Origin of the sequence: Desulfuromonas sp. (assembly GCF_002868845.1) — a bacterium.
GTDB lineage: Bacteria > Desulfobacterota > Desulfuromonadia > Desulfuromonadales > BM501 > BM501.
The window spans coordinates 14,206-28,552 of sequence record NZ_PKUB01000002.1; the positions used below are offsets into that span (position 1 = coordinate 14,206).

The 14,347-nt window shown below is 65.6% G+C and carries 14 protein-coding genes; 5 read left to right on the forward strand and 9 right to left on the reverse strand.

The features are described 5' to 3' along the window. Entirely contained in the window at positions 1–2,058 is a 2,058-nt protein-coding gene (locus C0617_RS00185; RefSeq protein ID WP_291314997.1) for a cobalamin-dependent protein, read from the reverse strand. Positions 2,059–2,284: 226 nt separating this feature from the next. On the opposite strand from C0617_RS00185, the gene C0617_RS00190 reads away from it, so the two are divergent. Next, positions 2,285–2,815: an O-acetyl-ADP-ribose deacetylase gene (locus tag C0617_RS00190; protein WP_291314998.1), complete on the forward strand. Its 531-nt coding sequence runs from the start codon at positions 2,285–2,287 to the stop codon at positions 2,813–2,815. A gap of 17 nt (positions 2,816–2,832) precedes the next feature. Here C0617_RS00190 and C0617_RS00195 read toward each other — a convergent pair whose 3' ends face one another. Further along, complete coding sequence (locus tag C0617_RS00195) at positions 2,833–3,498, reverse strand: DUF2959 domain-containing protein (RefSeq protein ID WP_291314999.1); 666 nt, start codon at positions 3,496–3,498, stop codon at positions 2,833–2,835. Positions 3,499–3,711: 213 nt separating this feature from the next. Here C0617_RS00195 and C0617_RS00200 point away from each other — a divergent pair, with 213 nt between their 5' ends. Then, a complete protein-coding gene (locus C0617_RS00200; RefSeq protein WP_291315000.1) occupies positions 3,712–3,972 on the forward strand; it encodes a hypothetical protein in 261 nt (86 codons plus the stop codon). Between the two features lie 61 nt (positions 3,973–4,033). Here the strand turns inward: C0617_RS00200 and C0617_RS00205 are convergent, their stop codons facing one another. From C0617_RS00205 to C0617_RS00215, 3 genes are all read right to left on the reverse strand, one after another. Further along, complete coding sequence (locus C0617_RS00205) at positions 4,034–4,438, reverse strand: hypothetical protein (protein ID WP_291315001.1); 405 nt, start codon at positions 4,436–4,438, stop codon at positions 4,034–4,036. Positions 4,439–4,489: 51 nt separating this feature from the next. Next, positions 4,490–8,188 carry a tetratricopeptide repeat protein gene (locus C0617_RS00210; protein ID WP_291315002.1) on the reverse strand — a complete coding sequence of 1,233 codons (3,699 nt, stop codon included), beginning with the start codon at positions 8,186–8,188 and terminating at the stop codon, positions 4,490–4,492. 114 nt (positions 8,189–8,302) lie between these two features. Then, positions 8,303–10,135, reverse strand: a complete 1,833-nt coding sequence (locus tag C0617_RS00215) for an adenylate/guanylate cyclase domain-containing protein (protein WP_291315003.1) — start codon at positions 10,133–10,135, stop codon at positions 8,303–8,305. A gap of 289 nt (positions 10,136–10,424) precedes the next feature. Here C0617_RS00215 and C0617_RS00220 point away from each other — a divergent pair, with 289 nt between their 5' ends. Both C0617_RS00220 and C0617_RS00225 read left to right on the forward strand, forming a co-directional pair. After that, positions 10,425–10,664, forward strand: coding sequence for a hypothetical protein (locus C0617_RS00220; protein WP_291315004.1), 240 nt, complete (start codon positions 10,425–10,427; stop codon positions 10,662–10,664). 12 nt (positions 10,665–10,676) lie between these two features. Then, positions 10,677–11,477, forward strand: a complete 801-nt coding sequence (locus C0617_RS00225) for a sensor domain-containing diguanylate cyclase (protein ID WP_291315057.1) — start codon at positions 10,677–10,679, stop codon at positions 11,475–11,477. A gap of 7 nt (positions 11,478–11,484) precedes the next feature. Here C0617_RS00225 and C0617_RS00230 read toward each other — a convergent pair whose 3' ends face one another. From C0617_RS00230 to uvsE, 4 genes are all read right to left on the reverse strand, one after another. Then, positions 11,485–11,619, reverse strand: coding sequence for a hypothetical protein (locus C0617_RS00230; RefSeq protein WP_291315005.1), 135 nt, complete (start codon positions 11,617–11,619; stop codon positions 11,485–11,487). Between the two features lie 9 nt (positions 11,620–11,628). After that, positions 11,629–12,243: a 3',5'-cyclic-nucleotide phosphodiesterase gene (locus C0617_RS00235; protein ID WP_291315006.1), complete on the reverse strand. Its 615-nt coding sequence runs from the start codon at positions 12,241–12,243 to the stop codon at positions 11,629–11,631. Positions 12,244–12,379: 136 nt separating this feature from the next. Continuing rightward, positions 12,380–12,781 carry a hypothetical protein gene (locus C0617_RS00240; RefSeq protein ID WP_291315007.1) on the reverse strand — a complete coding sequence of 134 codons (402 nt, stop codon included), beginning with the start codon at positions 12,779–12,781 and terminating at the stop codon, positions 12,380–12,382. A gap of 142 nt (positions 12,782–12,923) precedes the next feature. Further along, entirely contained in the window at positions 12,924–13,856 is a 933-nt protein-coding gene (gene uvsE / locus C0617_RS00245) for a UV DNA damage repair endonuclease UvsE (protein ID WP_291315008.1), read from the reverse strand. Positions 13,857–13,936: 80 nt separating this feature from the next. Between uvsE and C0617_RS00250 the strand changes: the two genes are divergently transcribed. Then, positions 13,937–14,323, forward strand: coding sequence for an SRPBCC family protein (locus C0617_RS00250; protein ID WP_291315009.1), 387 nt, complete (start codon positions 13,937–13,939; stop codon positions 14,321–14,323). Positions 14,324–14,347 lie beyond the last annotated feature (24 nt).

Sequence of the window (14,347 nt, forward strand, 5' to 3'; positions counted from 1 at the left end):
TCAGCATGGAACCACCTCCCTTCCATCTGTCGGGTCCGGGGGTTGATCACCTGTCAGAAACTTCAACTCCGACAGGTCGCCCGCCGCCTCCCGGCAGGCGGCGAAAAATTCTGCGCGCTCCATTTCCCGGCCGTAGCGGGGGTAAAGCCGTGCGGCGATTTCATCGACCGTCGCCTCCCCGGTGCACTGATCCAGGAGATCGCGGCCGAAATCGTTGACCTCGGTGACTTCCAGTTCGTCTTCCCCCTGCCGGAAGACCAGCCAGACCGGCTCTTGCGGGTAATCCCGCGGATAACGCCCCTCCCGCAGATCGGCGACGATCGCCGGCAGGTTGTAGCGAAAACCCGCCAGCAGAACGTTCTTCGGCTTCTGCGGGCGCCACCGGTCGAGACGACATAAGTCTATGTTACACGCAATCCGGCTGCTGGCAAATCGGGCCACGTCAAGGACCCGGCTCTCGTAGGCCACCACCTCGGCGAGGTGGGCCCACCCCTCCTCCCCGGCCTCCTTCAGCAGGCGCGCGGCGAACCCCCCGAAATGGCGATCGCAGTCCGCCGGATTCAGGGATGGCTCAGTGCGCTCCCCGGCCCGCCGCACCGTCTCCAGGAAGCGCCCGAAGAGGACGCTCGGGGAGATCTCCAGGGCCAGGCAGAGGAGAAGAAAACTCCTCGGGTAGAGATTCACGACGAGGGGAAAATGACGGGCCAGAAGGTCGAGTTCCTCCAGTTCCATCCCCGGGCAGGGGAGGTTGAAAAAGCTGCCGAACAGCGCCGGGTGCGCGTCGATCAACCTCTCGTCCGCAGCCAGCCTGCGGCCATCGTCAAATTCGATCCCCAGTGAAAAGTAGGTGTCCACACTCCTTACCAGCCTCTGGCCGTAGCGCCTCTGCAGCTCTGTCCCGGGCAGGACGGTCGGCAGTTGGAGGAGGGGATTGGTGTCCCCCCGGCTGCCGGTCTCCAGGGCCAAGGTCAAGGTGGCGTCGATGTCCCGCCGCTCCTCCTCGGGAAAACCGATCACGAAGCTGAGGGTCGGCACCATCCCCTGCTCGGTCGTCTGGCGCACCCGCTCCGGGAGGATGCCCGGGTCGATGCGCTTGCGGATAAAGGCCAGGGTCTTCTTCGAGCCAGAGTCGATGCCGTAGCACATCGACTCGCAGCCGGCCTCGCGCATCAGGGAGAGGAGCTCCGCATCGACCGAGTCGAGCCGGGAGATGCAGTACCAGGGGGTGACCAGGTTCTCCTCGAGGACCCGGCGGCAGAAGGCCTCCACGAAAGAACGCTCGGCGGTGAACTGGTCGTAGGCGAGCAGGAAGCACCCGGCGCCCTGCTCCTCGCGCAGCTGGCGCATCTCCCCGACCAGCCGTTCAACGGAATAGGTCCGGGTCCGGCGCCGCCACATCACCGACTCGGAGCAGTAGACGCAGGCGTGGGGGCAACCGCGACCCACCTCGAGAATGGCGATGCTGCGGGGCAGGCCGCAGGCCCTGCGGTACTCCTCCAGGGGGGCCGCCAGCCGGTAATCGGGCAGGGGCAGGGTGTCGAGGTCGTCGATCAGGTCCCGCTCGGGGTTGGCCTCGACGGCCTTCCCCCGCCGCCAGCTGACCCCGGCGATCCCCTCCGGTCCCCTCCCCGCGGCATAGGCGCCGGCCAACTCGGCGAAGGTGACCTCCCCCTCGCCGCGCACCACCGCGTCGATGCAGGGGAAGGCCTCAAGGGTCTGCCCGGCGACGAAGGAGGCGTTGTGCCCGCCGAGGACGATCCGGGCCTGCGGCCGCTCCCTGCGGACCCGTTCGGCGATCTGCAGGGTCGGCGGATAGGTGGTGCACTGGGTGGAGAAGGCGACCAGGTCGGGCTCTTCGTCCAGGATCATCCGGGCGCACCGGCCGTAGAGGTCCGGCCCCATGGGGAGCCTTCCCTGGCGCAAGGCCAGCACCATGTCGAAGAGCGCCACCCGGTGCCCCCGCCGCCGCAGGACCGTCCCGAGGCTCATCAGGCCGAGGGGGGGCAGGTTGTACATGTCGGGATGGTAGAAAGGCGGAAAGACCAGGGCGACGTTCATGACCGTCCTTTCAAGGGGGGAGATGCCGATGAATTTCGATCTAAAAGGATAGCAGAGTTTCGCCCCGGCGCTCCGGGAGGTTTGATCGAGGCGGGCTGGACAGGACCCGGTTTGTTTGTCATCCTTTCGAAAACAGCCCCATGATCAAGAAGGACAATAAAGAGCAGAGCCGCCGGTCATGGAAACGTCCGGAGAAGAAAGGAAAACGGGAAACAGGAGGAAAAGAATGGGCGGGGATCGGATGGAAATCGTGCGGGGCGACATCACCCGGTTGGAGGTGGACGCCATCGTCAACGCCGCCAACAGCTCGCTGCTCGGCGGCGGGGGGGTGGACGGGGCCATCCACCGGGCCGCGGGGCCGGGCCTGCTGGAGGAGTGCCGCACCCTCGGGGGCTGCCCCACCGGGGAGGCGAAGATCACCGGGGGCTACGCACTGCCCGCCCGCTACGTCATCCATACCGTCGGCCCGGTGTGGCACGGCGGCGACCGGGGCGAAGACGACCTGCTCGCCGGCTGCTACCGCAGCAGCCTCCGCCTCGCCTCCGAGAGGGGGCTGGAAAGCGTCGCCTTCCCCGCCATCAGCACCGGCGTCTACCGCTTCCCCCTGGAGCGGGCCTGCCGCATCGCTCTCGGGGAGACCCGGCGATTTCTGGCCGGGCCGACGAGCCTGCGCAGGGTTCTGTTCGCCTGCTTTTCCGAAGAAGACGCCCGGGTCTACCGCCGGGTTCTCGGGGAGCCGAGCGACAACCCGGGCTAGGCGGGCGCGGCCTCTCTCTACTGGGCCTCCATGGCGGAGATAAACGCGTCGGCCTCGCGAATCGAGGCTTCCATCTCCCGGATAAGAGCCGCGACGTCCGTCTCGATGGTGCCGAGTTCGGCCTGCAGCGAGGCGATGGCCCGGGCGTTGAGGTTGTGCTTGAGATACAGCACCTGGTCGCGCAGGGGAGTGAGGACCGGGTCGATCTTGGCCTCGGCGCGGCGCATAGCCTTCTTCAGCTTGGCGTAGTGACGCCGGGTCTGGTCCAGTTTCTGCTGGCTGGAACGACGCAGGCTTGCGCTGGAATACTGGTCGAGTTCGTCTTTCCACTCGTCGAACAGGGCCTCGGCCACGTGCTCGACCCTGTCGACCCGGTCCCGCACCTCGGCGGCCCTCTCCTCGCTGCGATCGAGTTCGGCCTTGAGCTTGTCGTACTTCTCCTCCAGTTCTCCACCCTGGAACCCGAGCACGGCGCTGAACTGCTCCAGGGCCGAGGAGAACTGCTCCTTGGCCTCGCGCTGGCTGTCCCGGGCCTCCTCGACCCGATCGACGAGGATGTCCCTCTTGTGAACCCCGAACTTCTCCATGGTCGAGTAGTAGGCGCTCTGGCAGCCGGCCAGAAAAAGGGATGCGAAGAGCAGCACCCCGACGATGCGGACAAAACGGACAACGGCTCCGGTCATGGAATCCTCCTGGTGGAAAAATGGTTCCGGTCCCCCCCGTGGGGCCTTTGACCGGGAACCGTGAAGATGAGTTCAAGGACCCGCTCTATTGGTCGGCCAAGCTCAGGGGTTTCGGTTTATTAAAGTGTAGCAGATCGCAGCCGGGGTGCGACCGCACTGGGCCCGGCTGAAATGAACCGGCGGAAGACGCCGATGGGAAAAAGGTGAGAAGCGGTGAAAACTCTCGGTGGGTTTGTCGGAATTCTCCTGCTGGCCGGATGCTCTCTGCCCCCGCCCAGCTACACCTGGACACGAACCGACGGCGCCCTCCCGGTCGGCCTCTACCTCGACAGGGAGGACTGCGAGTTCGAGGTCATGGACAACCGACCCGATTGGGGTTTCTTCACCCGGTCGGCCGTTTACGACTGGGATGACGATTTCCAGGCCTGCATGACGGGCAAGGGCTGGGTCCTGAAGAGCCGCGAGAGCCCCTGACCATGGTCCTCCCCGGGCGGCGCAGGCGCCGCCCGGGGGAAACCGTGCCGGTCGTTGATATCTATGGCTGACCGGAGAGCCTCTTCTGGGCCAGCAGGACGTCCCCTCGCAACACGCTCTGCGGGTATGCGTCGAGAAACTCGCCGAAGAAGAACAGCGCCTCCTCCTTCTGCCCGTCGGCGGCCAGAGAGAGGGCGGCGCGGAACTTCTCGAGTTCCCCGGCGCTCACATCTACGGGCACCTCCTCCCCCTTCCAGTAGAGGGTGTCCGCGGCCGATGACGAGTTGCTTCCCCGCACCCCCCCGACTGCGGTGGTCGGCGGCCCGGACTTGTTCGGCTTGATGTCCTCAATCTTCTTGATCAGTTTCTGCCAGAAATCACCGCTCGCCTCCGGCTTTTTCTCCTCGGCCAGAGCGACGGAGGATGCCAGCAGAACGATGAGCAACAGACTCAAAAGCTTTTTCATAGTCCCCCTCCCGTAGTGGGTTGACCGACAGTCCTTGCGACCGCCGGAAGATTAATAGTTCTCGGCCAGTTCCAGGGCGATGGTCCGGTACTCGACCTTGAGGCCGGGATCGAGGCGCTCAGCCCGGCCGAAAGCGTCCTCGGCCTGTTTTCTACTCCCCAGCTTGAGGTGGGCCCGGGCCAGGTTCACCCAGATGCGGGCATCGCCGGCGTCGAGCCCGGCTGCCTCCTGGTAGGCCTTCTGGGCCTTGCGGTAGTCTCCGGCCAGGAAATGGGCGTTGCCCAGGTTGTTCTTGACCGCGGCGTTGCCGGGGTCGAGCCGGGCGGCTTCGCCGAACCTTTTGATCGCCTCGCCGAGTTCACCCTGCCGGGCATACTTGACCCCCAGCTGCAGAAGGGCCTCGAAATCACGGGGATTCTCCTTCACCCGGGCCAGGTAGCGCGAGACGGCGCTCTGCACGACGATTTTCTGCAGCGACTTGAACTCCCCCGGAAATTCCCTCTCCAGGTCCTCCCAGGCGACCGGATCGGCGCGCCACTCGGACGGGGGGAGACTTGCAGGCTTGAACCGCTCCCAGGCCTGACGGATATCCATGCGGGTCAGGCCCCGCCCCTCCCACATCCGGTACGCCTTGCTCCCCGACTCCCAAGCGGTCATGAAGGAAGCACCCACCTCGGTGACCTCGAGGGGAGCCCAGAGGGTCCCGGCCTGTTCCACCAGCAGCCCCCGGGCCGGCCCCAGGTCAGCGTCCGGGTCGAGCCCCGTGTCGAACATCATAAACATGTGCCCGGGGTAGGCCAGCACCTGGGTACGGATGCCCAGACTCTCGAGCAGGGCGCAGTACAGGCCGACCAGGTCATCGCAGTCTCCCGAGCGGCGCTCCAGAGTTTCCCTGGGATACTGGACGTAGTCGACCATCCGGGTGTTGCCGGAGGCCACCTGGTAGGGGTTGCTCGGATCCTGGACATAGGTGAGGCCAAGCAGCCCCAGAGTCTCGAAGAGAGCCCCTCCCAGGGGCAGAATCTGCTCGGCGGCGGGGACCTGGACGGCCACGCCCCGGGAGAGATCGAGCAGGAGCGGGTCCTTGGGGTTGATAAAGGTGGCGAAGCGCTCCTCCACGTCCCAGATCATGCGGTGCTTTTCGTAGAGGTTCAGGGTGTGGTGCCGGGAAAAGGTCCTGTCCTCCCCGTTGCGAAAATAGCTGGCCCGGATTTCGGTCTGGACGGGGGTGTCTTCGGAGACGCCGAGGATGTTGTTGTTGAAGACAGCACGCAGAGCGAGATCCGCGCCCTGCGCGGGCGGCAGGTCTTCGATCTCCACCTCCGAGGGGAAGTCCATGAAATCCTTGATGGTGAAAAAGACCTTCAGCCTGGAGATGTGGTCGCTGGTGTTGTTGGTGACCCGGACCAGGCCGATGCCCTCGTTCTCGTAGATCTTGTAGTTGCTCGAGAAGATGTCCTGCATCTCCAGGATGTAGATCTCCACGGGGGGCCGGGTGGCGACCGGGGTTGTCACCGTGACCGCCGTCCGTGTGCTCTCCTCGGAGTCGGTGCTGACCGCCGCGACAAGGAAGGTGTAGGCGGTTTCCGGGTCGAGGGCGACATCGACGAAAGAAGGCTCCCGGGTTTCGCCCACGAGGCGCGGTTCTCCGCCGCCCTTACGGTAGACCGCGTAGTGATCGACAAACTCCTCCCGGTTGGGCCTCCAGGACAGGGCCACCTCCCAGGGCAGGGCGCTGGCCCTGACATCCCTCGGAGCCGAGGGTCGGAACTTGGTCGCCTTGGCCCTGGCCTCGTCGCCGGGCGGCCCCTCCTGCCCTTTTTTTGCCACGGCCGTGACCCGATAGGTGTAGGTCAGGCCGGGCTTGACCTGAGCATCCTGGTAGGCGGGGCGATACACCTCGGCGATTTTCTCGAACCCCTTCTGCCCGAAGTCGCTGCGATAGACCCGATAGGCCTTCACATAGGTTTGGGGGCTGTTGTCCCACCTCAGCCGGACCTCCCGCATCCCGGCCCGGGCCGAGATGTTTTCAGGAGACGCCGGGGTATAGAGGCTCGTAAAGCCTTGGATCCGCTCCTCTTCAGGGTCGGCCACCCAGAGTTCCAGATCGCTTTGAAGGGCCAGGGAGGTTGGCCGGCGGAACTCGCCCTCCTGCTCCCCTTTGGAGCCGAACTCCCTGAGAAAGGCCCCGTTGGTGTCGAAAGCCTTGACCGAGCAGCTGCCGGCATCGAGGACGAAAATCTCGTTGCCGTTGGCGGCGACGTCCACCGGGTCGAGCAGCCGGCCCGGCCCGGAACCCGCCCCTCCGAACTCCAGCAGGGGCACCCCCTCCGCGGAGAAGACCGAAACCACCTTGCGCCCCTCGTCGAGGACGTAGAGGGAGTCCCGGCCGTCGAGGCTGAGGGCCGTCGGCCGCTCGAAGATGGAGCCCGAATCTTTGCCCAGGGTCTCCAGGAATAGACCGTCGGAGTTGAATATCTGGACCCGGCCGTTGCCCGTGTCGGCCACGATGACGGCACCGCGCTTGGAGACGACCAGGTCCTTGGGCCAGGAGAAGGAACCCTCCCGGCTGCCCGACGACCCGAAAGCGAACAGGGAATTGCCCCCGTCGTCAAGCTTTACCACCTGTTTCTTGGCATGGTCCAGAACCCAGAGGTTGCCGGCGGCGTCCTGGGTGAAGGCGACCGGCTTGAAGCCGGCAAGTGGGATTTCTCTCTCCACCCGGCCGTCGGCGAGGGCCAGGATCTTCTTCCCTTTCCTGTCGAGGGCGAGAAGGCGCCCCTGGCGGTCCCAGGCGAGTTGATCGGCGGCCACGGGAAGCACCTTTGTCAGAAGCTCCGAGGTGGGCGGGGGAGCCCTGAAATCGTCGCCGGATTCGGAATCGGTCTTGACCTGGAATGTCTGGAGGGTCCCCCTCTTGCTGTCGGCCGCGTAGATCTGGCCGTCGCCCCCGACGGCAATGCCACCAAGGGCAAGGAACTGGCCCCGCCCCTTGCCCTTGGACCCGAAGGAGAAGAGACGCTCCCCCTCGAAACTGTACTTGACGACCTGGGCTTTCTTGGCATCGGCGACGAGAAGGCCGTCGGAAACCAGGTCAATGGCCCGGGGATCGCCCAGTTCGCCAATGGCCTGTTGAAACGCGCCGTCGGGACGGTAGACCATGACCCGGCGGTGGCCGCCGTCGGCCACAAACAGAAAGCCCCTCCCGTCGATCGCCACGTCGACGGGCTTCTTAAGCAGAGTCTCCTCGGGGCCCTCCGAGCCGATGGAGTGCAGGTAAACGCCGTTGGGGCCGAAGACCTGAACCCGGCCGTTGTCCCGGTCGGCCACGTAGATCACGCCCCCGTGAACGGCGATTCCCATGGGATCGTCGAACTCCCGCGGGCCGCTGCCGCGTCGCCCGAAGCGGGAGAGAAGAGACCCTTCCCCGGAGAAGATCACCACCTGCCCGGCGGAGCGGTCGACGACGTAGGTCTGACCCTGGGCCCAGGCCACCCCGGTCGGCTTCTTGAGCAGGAGCTTGCCGGCGGCGTCCTTGCCCCCGAGGGTGCGCAGAGTGCGCCCCTCGGCGGTCGCGATCACCACCGTCCCCCCCTTCTGGACGGTGATGACGTTGCCCGTCTCGTCTAGGGCGACGTCGAGGGGGGTCCCGCAGGAGACCTCCCCGAGCAGATCGACCTGCTGCAGGGCCAGGGCGGGCGCGGAAACGAAACTCAGCAAAAGGGCCATCGCCAGGTACAGCCTTGGCATCAAACTCCTCCATTCATCGTTCTTGCTCTGCCGGGCATCGGGAAGGTCCCGAGGCGCCCGGCGGATGGGACAGTTGTCTGTTACAGAAGACCAAGTCGCAAATTTTCTCATTCTTCACGCCGTTCGCACCGCCGCACCGCGCGCGGGAAGCGCCTCGGACTGAAGGCCGAGCAGGGCATAGAGGGGCACCGGGTCCTGCTTGCCCTTGACCCGGACCGCCGGCATCGGTTCGCAATGCGCCATGTGGCGGATATTTTCGAAGGTGGACGCCGTGATCACGGGACGGTTCCGCTCCCGGCCCTCGCTCTGGATGCGAAAGGCGAGATTGACGGTGTAGCCGATGACGGTGTACTCCACCTTCTTGCCCTGGGCGCCGATGTTGCCGGCGATCACCTCGCCGGAGTTGAGGCCGATGCCGCACTCGAGAGGCTCCTGCCCGGACTGGCCCCAGCGCTTCTGCAGGGACTTGAGGCGCTCGAGCATCTTCAGGGCGCAGCGGGCCGCCAGCTCGGCGTGGTTCTCCTGCTCCAGGGGGGCGCCCCAGTAGGCGAGGATGCCGTCCCCCATGAACTTGTCCACGGTCCCGTCGTGCTCCAGGACCACCTCGGTCATCGCCGCCAGGTATTCGTTGAGGATCCTGACCACCTGGCGGGGAGTGCGCTTTTCGCTGTAGGAAGTGTAGTTGCGGATATCGGCGAACAGGATCGTGACAACCTTGCTGTCGCCTCCGACCCGTGCGAGTTCGGGGTTTTTCACCAACTGGTCGACCACCTTCTTGGAAACATAGCTGGAGAACATGGCGCGGACCGCCGCCGCCCGGCGGTCCTGAAGCATGAACCGCAGATAGGAAATGAGGGCGTAGACCAGGGTGACGGCAAGAAGGGGGTAGACAAGGCTCAACCAGCGCCCGGCTACGAACGCCTCGCCGACGAGCAGGACGCAGGCGACGGCGATCAGAACGGTGACGGGGAAGGCCACCGCCACCCGGAAGCGGAAGGAGACCACCGAGACCGCAAAACCGAGACCGACAATGAGCAGCAGGTCGAGAAGGGCCTCCATCCCCCCCCTGCGCAGATAGTCGCCCCGCAGGATGGTGTCGGCCACGTTGGCGTTGAGCTCCACCCCGGGGCTGTTATTGGAGAATGGGGTGACCCGCATGTCGAGCAGCCCAAGTGCCGTCGCGCCCACCAGCAGGACCCTGCCACGCAGCTCCTCCTGCCCGACCCGGCCCTCCAGGACGTCCACCAGGGAGTAGCGCGGATAGGCCCCGGGCGGCCCGGTGTAGTCGATGAGCATGCGATGCTGACCGTCGGTGGGAATGATCCGGTCGCCGACCCGCACCTCGTACTCCCCGACCTCGAACAGGCGCACGCCCAGGGCGTCCATGGCCGTCGCCAGCCCCAGGGAGGGAAGGTAGCCGTCCCCCGTCGGAAGGAGCAGGGGGGTCCAGCGGGTCACGCCGTCCTCGTCCGGAAGGATGTTGATGTGAGCCGAACGCCGGGCGGCCCGGCCGAGGATCGGAAAGGTCCGCCGGACAGCCGAAACGCCGCCGTCGGGTGCGAATTCGACGGCAGCCGCCAGGGTCGTCATGTCCGAGCGTCGGATGGCGTCGGCCAGTTCCCGGTCCACCTCGGGACTCTGCCCCTCGAGAAAGAGCACATCGAAAAGGACCGCCTGGGCCCCGGCCGTCGCGGCGGCGTCAAGAAACCGGCTGAAATGACTGCGGGACCACGGGAAACGTCCCAGCGCCTCGATGCTCTTCTCGTCGATGGCGACAATGGCCAGCTTGTCCGAGGGGGGCCGCCCGTCCCGCAGGGTCTGCAGGCGCAGATCGAAGGTCTTGGCCTCGATGCTCTCCAAAAGACCCGTCTGCAGGTAATAGAGGAGGATGACCAGGAAGACGGTCCCGGCGGTGAGCAAAAGACAGATGCGGCACAGCTTGTCCACAATTGCACCAGAGTTCTATGGGGCGCGCCCCCTGACCCCTTCCTGCAGGGAGTCCGAAGGGCCTTCCGAGAGGGTCAGCCCTCGGCCTTCAACCCGGTTTTGAACAATTCCTTGGCGAAACGAGCCACAGGGTTTAGAATACCCCTGCCCCGCAACCGAGAACCGGGGGGTGTCGTTATCTTGACCTTTTTAACGGCCCGGCACCCTTCCGCCTCATTATCTGCTTATGTTTTGCAGGATCAGTGCCGAGGAATAAGAAGAAGGCCTAACCGAGCAACGGATGAAACTCATGAAAGGTATCGACGACAACCGTTCCCGCCTCGCGGTCCTGCAGCGGCGGAACGACGAACTGAAGACCCTCCTGGAGGTGGGCAAGGTCCTCACATCGACCCTCCAACTCGATGAGATCCTCCGCACCGTCATGGAAAAGGTGGGAGGCCTCCTTCGGTGCCGGATCTGGTCCCTGCTCCTGGTTGACGAAGCGAGCGGCGAACTCACCTTCGAGATCGCGGTTTCCCCGGCCGCATAACAACTCCGGGCGATTCGGCTCCACCCGGGCGAGGGCATCGCCGGGTGGGTTGCGAAGCACGGGGAGCCGGTGCTGGTCAACGACGTGCAGAAGGATCCCCGCTTCGCCCGCGAGGTGGACCGGGCGGTCTCCTTTTCCACTCACTCAGTCGTCTGCGTCCCGATCAAGAGCAAGGAAAGAAGTCTCGGGGTCATCCAGCTCATCAACCCCCTCGGAGAGGGGGAATTCGGAAAGGCCGACCTCTCCATCCTTTCCTCGATCGCCGATTTCGTAGCCATCGCCATCGAAAACGCCCGCAACTTCGAAAAGATCAGCGACCTGGCAGTCACAGACGACCTGACGGGGCTGTTCAACGCCCGCCACTTCCACTCTCTTCTCGAATACGAGATCGAGCGAAGCGCCCGCGTGGGTAGCGACCTGTCGCTGGTCTTTTTCGACCTTGACCATTTCAAGACCGTCAACGACACCTACGGTCACCGGTCCGGCAGCAAGCTGCTCGCCGAGATCGGAGACCTGCTCAAAGGATCCATCCGCAGGGTCGACCGGGCTGCCCGCTACGGCGGCGACGAATTCGTCCTCATCCTCCCTGCCACCCCCAAGCAGGGGGCCTTCGAAGTGGCCACCAAGCTGCGTCGCAAGATCCGGACCCTCGAGTTCCTCACCGAAGACGGCAGCCCCGTCGAAGTGACGGCCAGCTTCGGAATCGCCTCCTTCCCCGAAGACGCCGGAGGCAAGGAAGACCTCATCCGGCTCGCCGACCAGGCCATGTACGAGGCCAAGCAATCCAGCCGGGACACGGTCAGAGGCCTCTGAGTCCCCCCTACAGTTCGTAAACCGCTCCATCCTCCGCCAGTTCCATCTGAGGAATGCCCAGGGCGCGGACTTCCGCGGCGATGGCCTCGCGAAAGAGCGGCTTGAGGTGGGTTGCGAGGATGCGGGGCGGCAGGGTTTCCATCTTGTTCAGTTACTCGACCAGCAGGCGCGGGGTCAGGTGGCCGGTCAGGCGCGCCACGTCCTCCATGTCGTTGGGAAAGGACACCTCGGCCAAGAGCAGGGACAGGTCCGCCGCGCCCTTCCATATTTCTTCGGAGGGACCGGTGTCGCCGGTATAGAGGATGGACTTGCCCCCCTTGCGTACCAGGTAGCCCTGCGCCGGAACGACGTGGTTCACGGGGTAGGCCGTCACCTCGAAGGAATCGAGGTGCACCGTCTGGCCCTCGCACAACTCCCGGTAGGCGATGGCCGGATTGCCGATCAGGCCGAGCGTGGAAAAATCGGGCCAGATCACGTTGTTCATCAGGTGGGTCTGGACCGCCTGCAGGCAGTCGGCACTGCCGTGGACCTCAAGGGTCTTGGGCCAGCGACACAGGTTCAGGTTGTCCGCGAGAAAAGGCAGGGCCCGGGTATGATCGAGATGGGCGTGGGTGAGCAGGACGTGGTTGATGTCGCATTGCTCATGCTCATCGAGGACCGCCCCGACCGTGCCCGCATCGAGCAGCAACGAACCATCGAGAAGGAATGCCGGCGGCCGGCTGTATGGAAGCTCTGCCCCGCCGCACCCCAAAACACGCAATTGCATCGGTCCCTCCCGCACATCGATGGCCAGATCGGGCCGGGGCGCCCCCCTCCCCTCGGCCAGTCAGCCTCATGAAAAAGTCCCCCCAACATAACATACTCCCCGGTCTTCAATAAGGATTTTTTCCGCAGGGAAGGGATCAAGCCGACACCGCCCAGTAGGCCCTCCAACGCTCCCGGACCGCCCCGTAGGTATAAGGGCCCGGCAGATGACAGCGGACCTCCCCGTCGAGAAGGGTCTCGATGGAAGGAATCAGAGCCAGGCACTGACAGGGACGCTGTTCGGGGGAGAGGCTGCAGCCCTGCTCCGAGAGGAGGGAGCATCCCCCGGGGCCGGGCTGGGGCGCCGGGACGGGCACCCCGCTGTAATCCCGAAGGGTCAGCCCCAGCTCGGGCAGTTCCCGGCGCAGGCGTTCGAGAACGACCCGCTCGCCCCCGAAGAAGATCGAGGCGAAGCGGTGAGGATCGGCCCAAACGCCGGGGTGGCTTTGACAGCACAGCCCCCGGCACTGACTGCACATCTGCGGATCGAAGGCTTCCATAGAGAACATCGGGAATGACGGGAATCTGGTCACGCTCAATCGGAAGATGCAGGATAACACGGACGCGGCCGCCTGGCCAGGGTATCGCGTCCCGGGGCCGGGCCGGAAGAGTCGAACCGTCTGCGTCCACGGCCTGCCCGGCTCATCCCCCCCTCCCCTTTCCCATCCAGGGCTCCGCCCCCAGTTCCTTCATCAGCCGCGCCACCGCCAGTTCCTTGGCCTTGGCCTCCACGTCCACCGTCGCATCCAGCCCCAGCCACTCCGTCGGGAAATCAGAGGGGTCGAGATAGTCGGCGTGGGGTTTGGGGGCGTTCCCCCCCCAGCCGTTCCTGGGGGAGGAGACGTGAAACCACGGCTCGCGGCCGGCCTCCCGCCAGGTGGCGGCGGCCAGGGCCGTGGCCTCGGCGACGGAAAGCCCGTCTGGATTGCAGCGGTGGTGGTGGACGTCGTAGACAAGCGGGACTCCGAGAGCCTCGCAGGCCGGCAGCAGGTCGCGCACCGTGTAGGTAACGTCGTCGTTTTCCAGGGCCAGGCGGCCGCGCACCCCGGGCGAGAGTTCGGCGAAGTGCTTCCGCCACCTGGCCAGGGCCTGGCCCTTGTCGCCGTAGCCGCCGCCACCGTGGAGGGTGATGGTTTCGGCGCCGACGAGTTCGGCCATCAGTCCCTGGTACTCCAGTTCCGCCAGGGAGCGTTCAACAACCTCGGGGCGCGGGGAGCTGAGGACCACGAACTGGTCCGGGTGGAAGCTCAGACGCAGGTCGTGGAGCGCCCGGAAGGCGGCGGCCTCTCTCAGCTTGGCGGTGATCGCATCCCCACCGGGCAGGTCCTCCAAGCGGTAGCCGACCTCGGGATGGGTATAGCGGGGCAGCAGGGGGGAGAGGACCCGGAAGGCGCCGAAACCGAGGCGTCGCACCGCCTCCAGCGCCGCCAGGAGGCTGGAGGCGTTCTCCATTGCCAGCCGCGACAGCTTCGCCAGCCGGGCGCGTCGGTCGAGGCTCAGCAAAGCCTTGGCGGTGGTCGCCCGAAAGCGGATCGGTTCCTCTCGGAATATGCAGCACAGGCCGAAGCGCAACATCTCCTGCCAACTGTAGCAGAAAAGCGGGGCCGACTTTGCATCTTTCCCCCGAGGGTCTAGGCTTAAAGGGAGGAGAAGCCATGGCCGGCATCGAGATCACCCGCGACATCTCCGCACCCGCCACGGCGGTCTGGGCGCTGCTCACCGACACCCGCCAGTGGCCCCGCTGGGGACCGTCGGTGGCGGAGGTGCGCTGCTCCGAGCGAAACATCCGCGGCGGAAGCCGGGGAGCGGTGCGCACCCCCCTGGGGGTGTGGCTCACCTTCACCGTCACCGCCTTCGAACCCGGACGATCCTGGGCCTGGAAGGTGGCGGGGGTGCCGGCCACAGGCCACCGGGTAGAACCACAGGGCCGGGGCCGCTGCCGCCTAGTCTTCATCGTCCCCCTCTGGGCCGCTCCTTATGCCGCGGTCTGCCGCCTTGCCGCGGGCCGCATCGCCCGCCTGGCCGAAAGGGCGAAAAGATGAGCCTCCACCCGAAGGAGGAAAAGG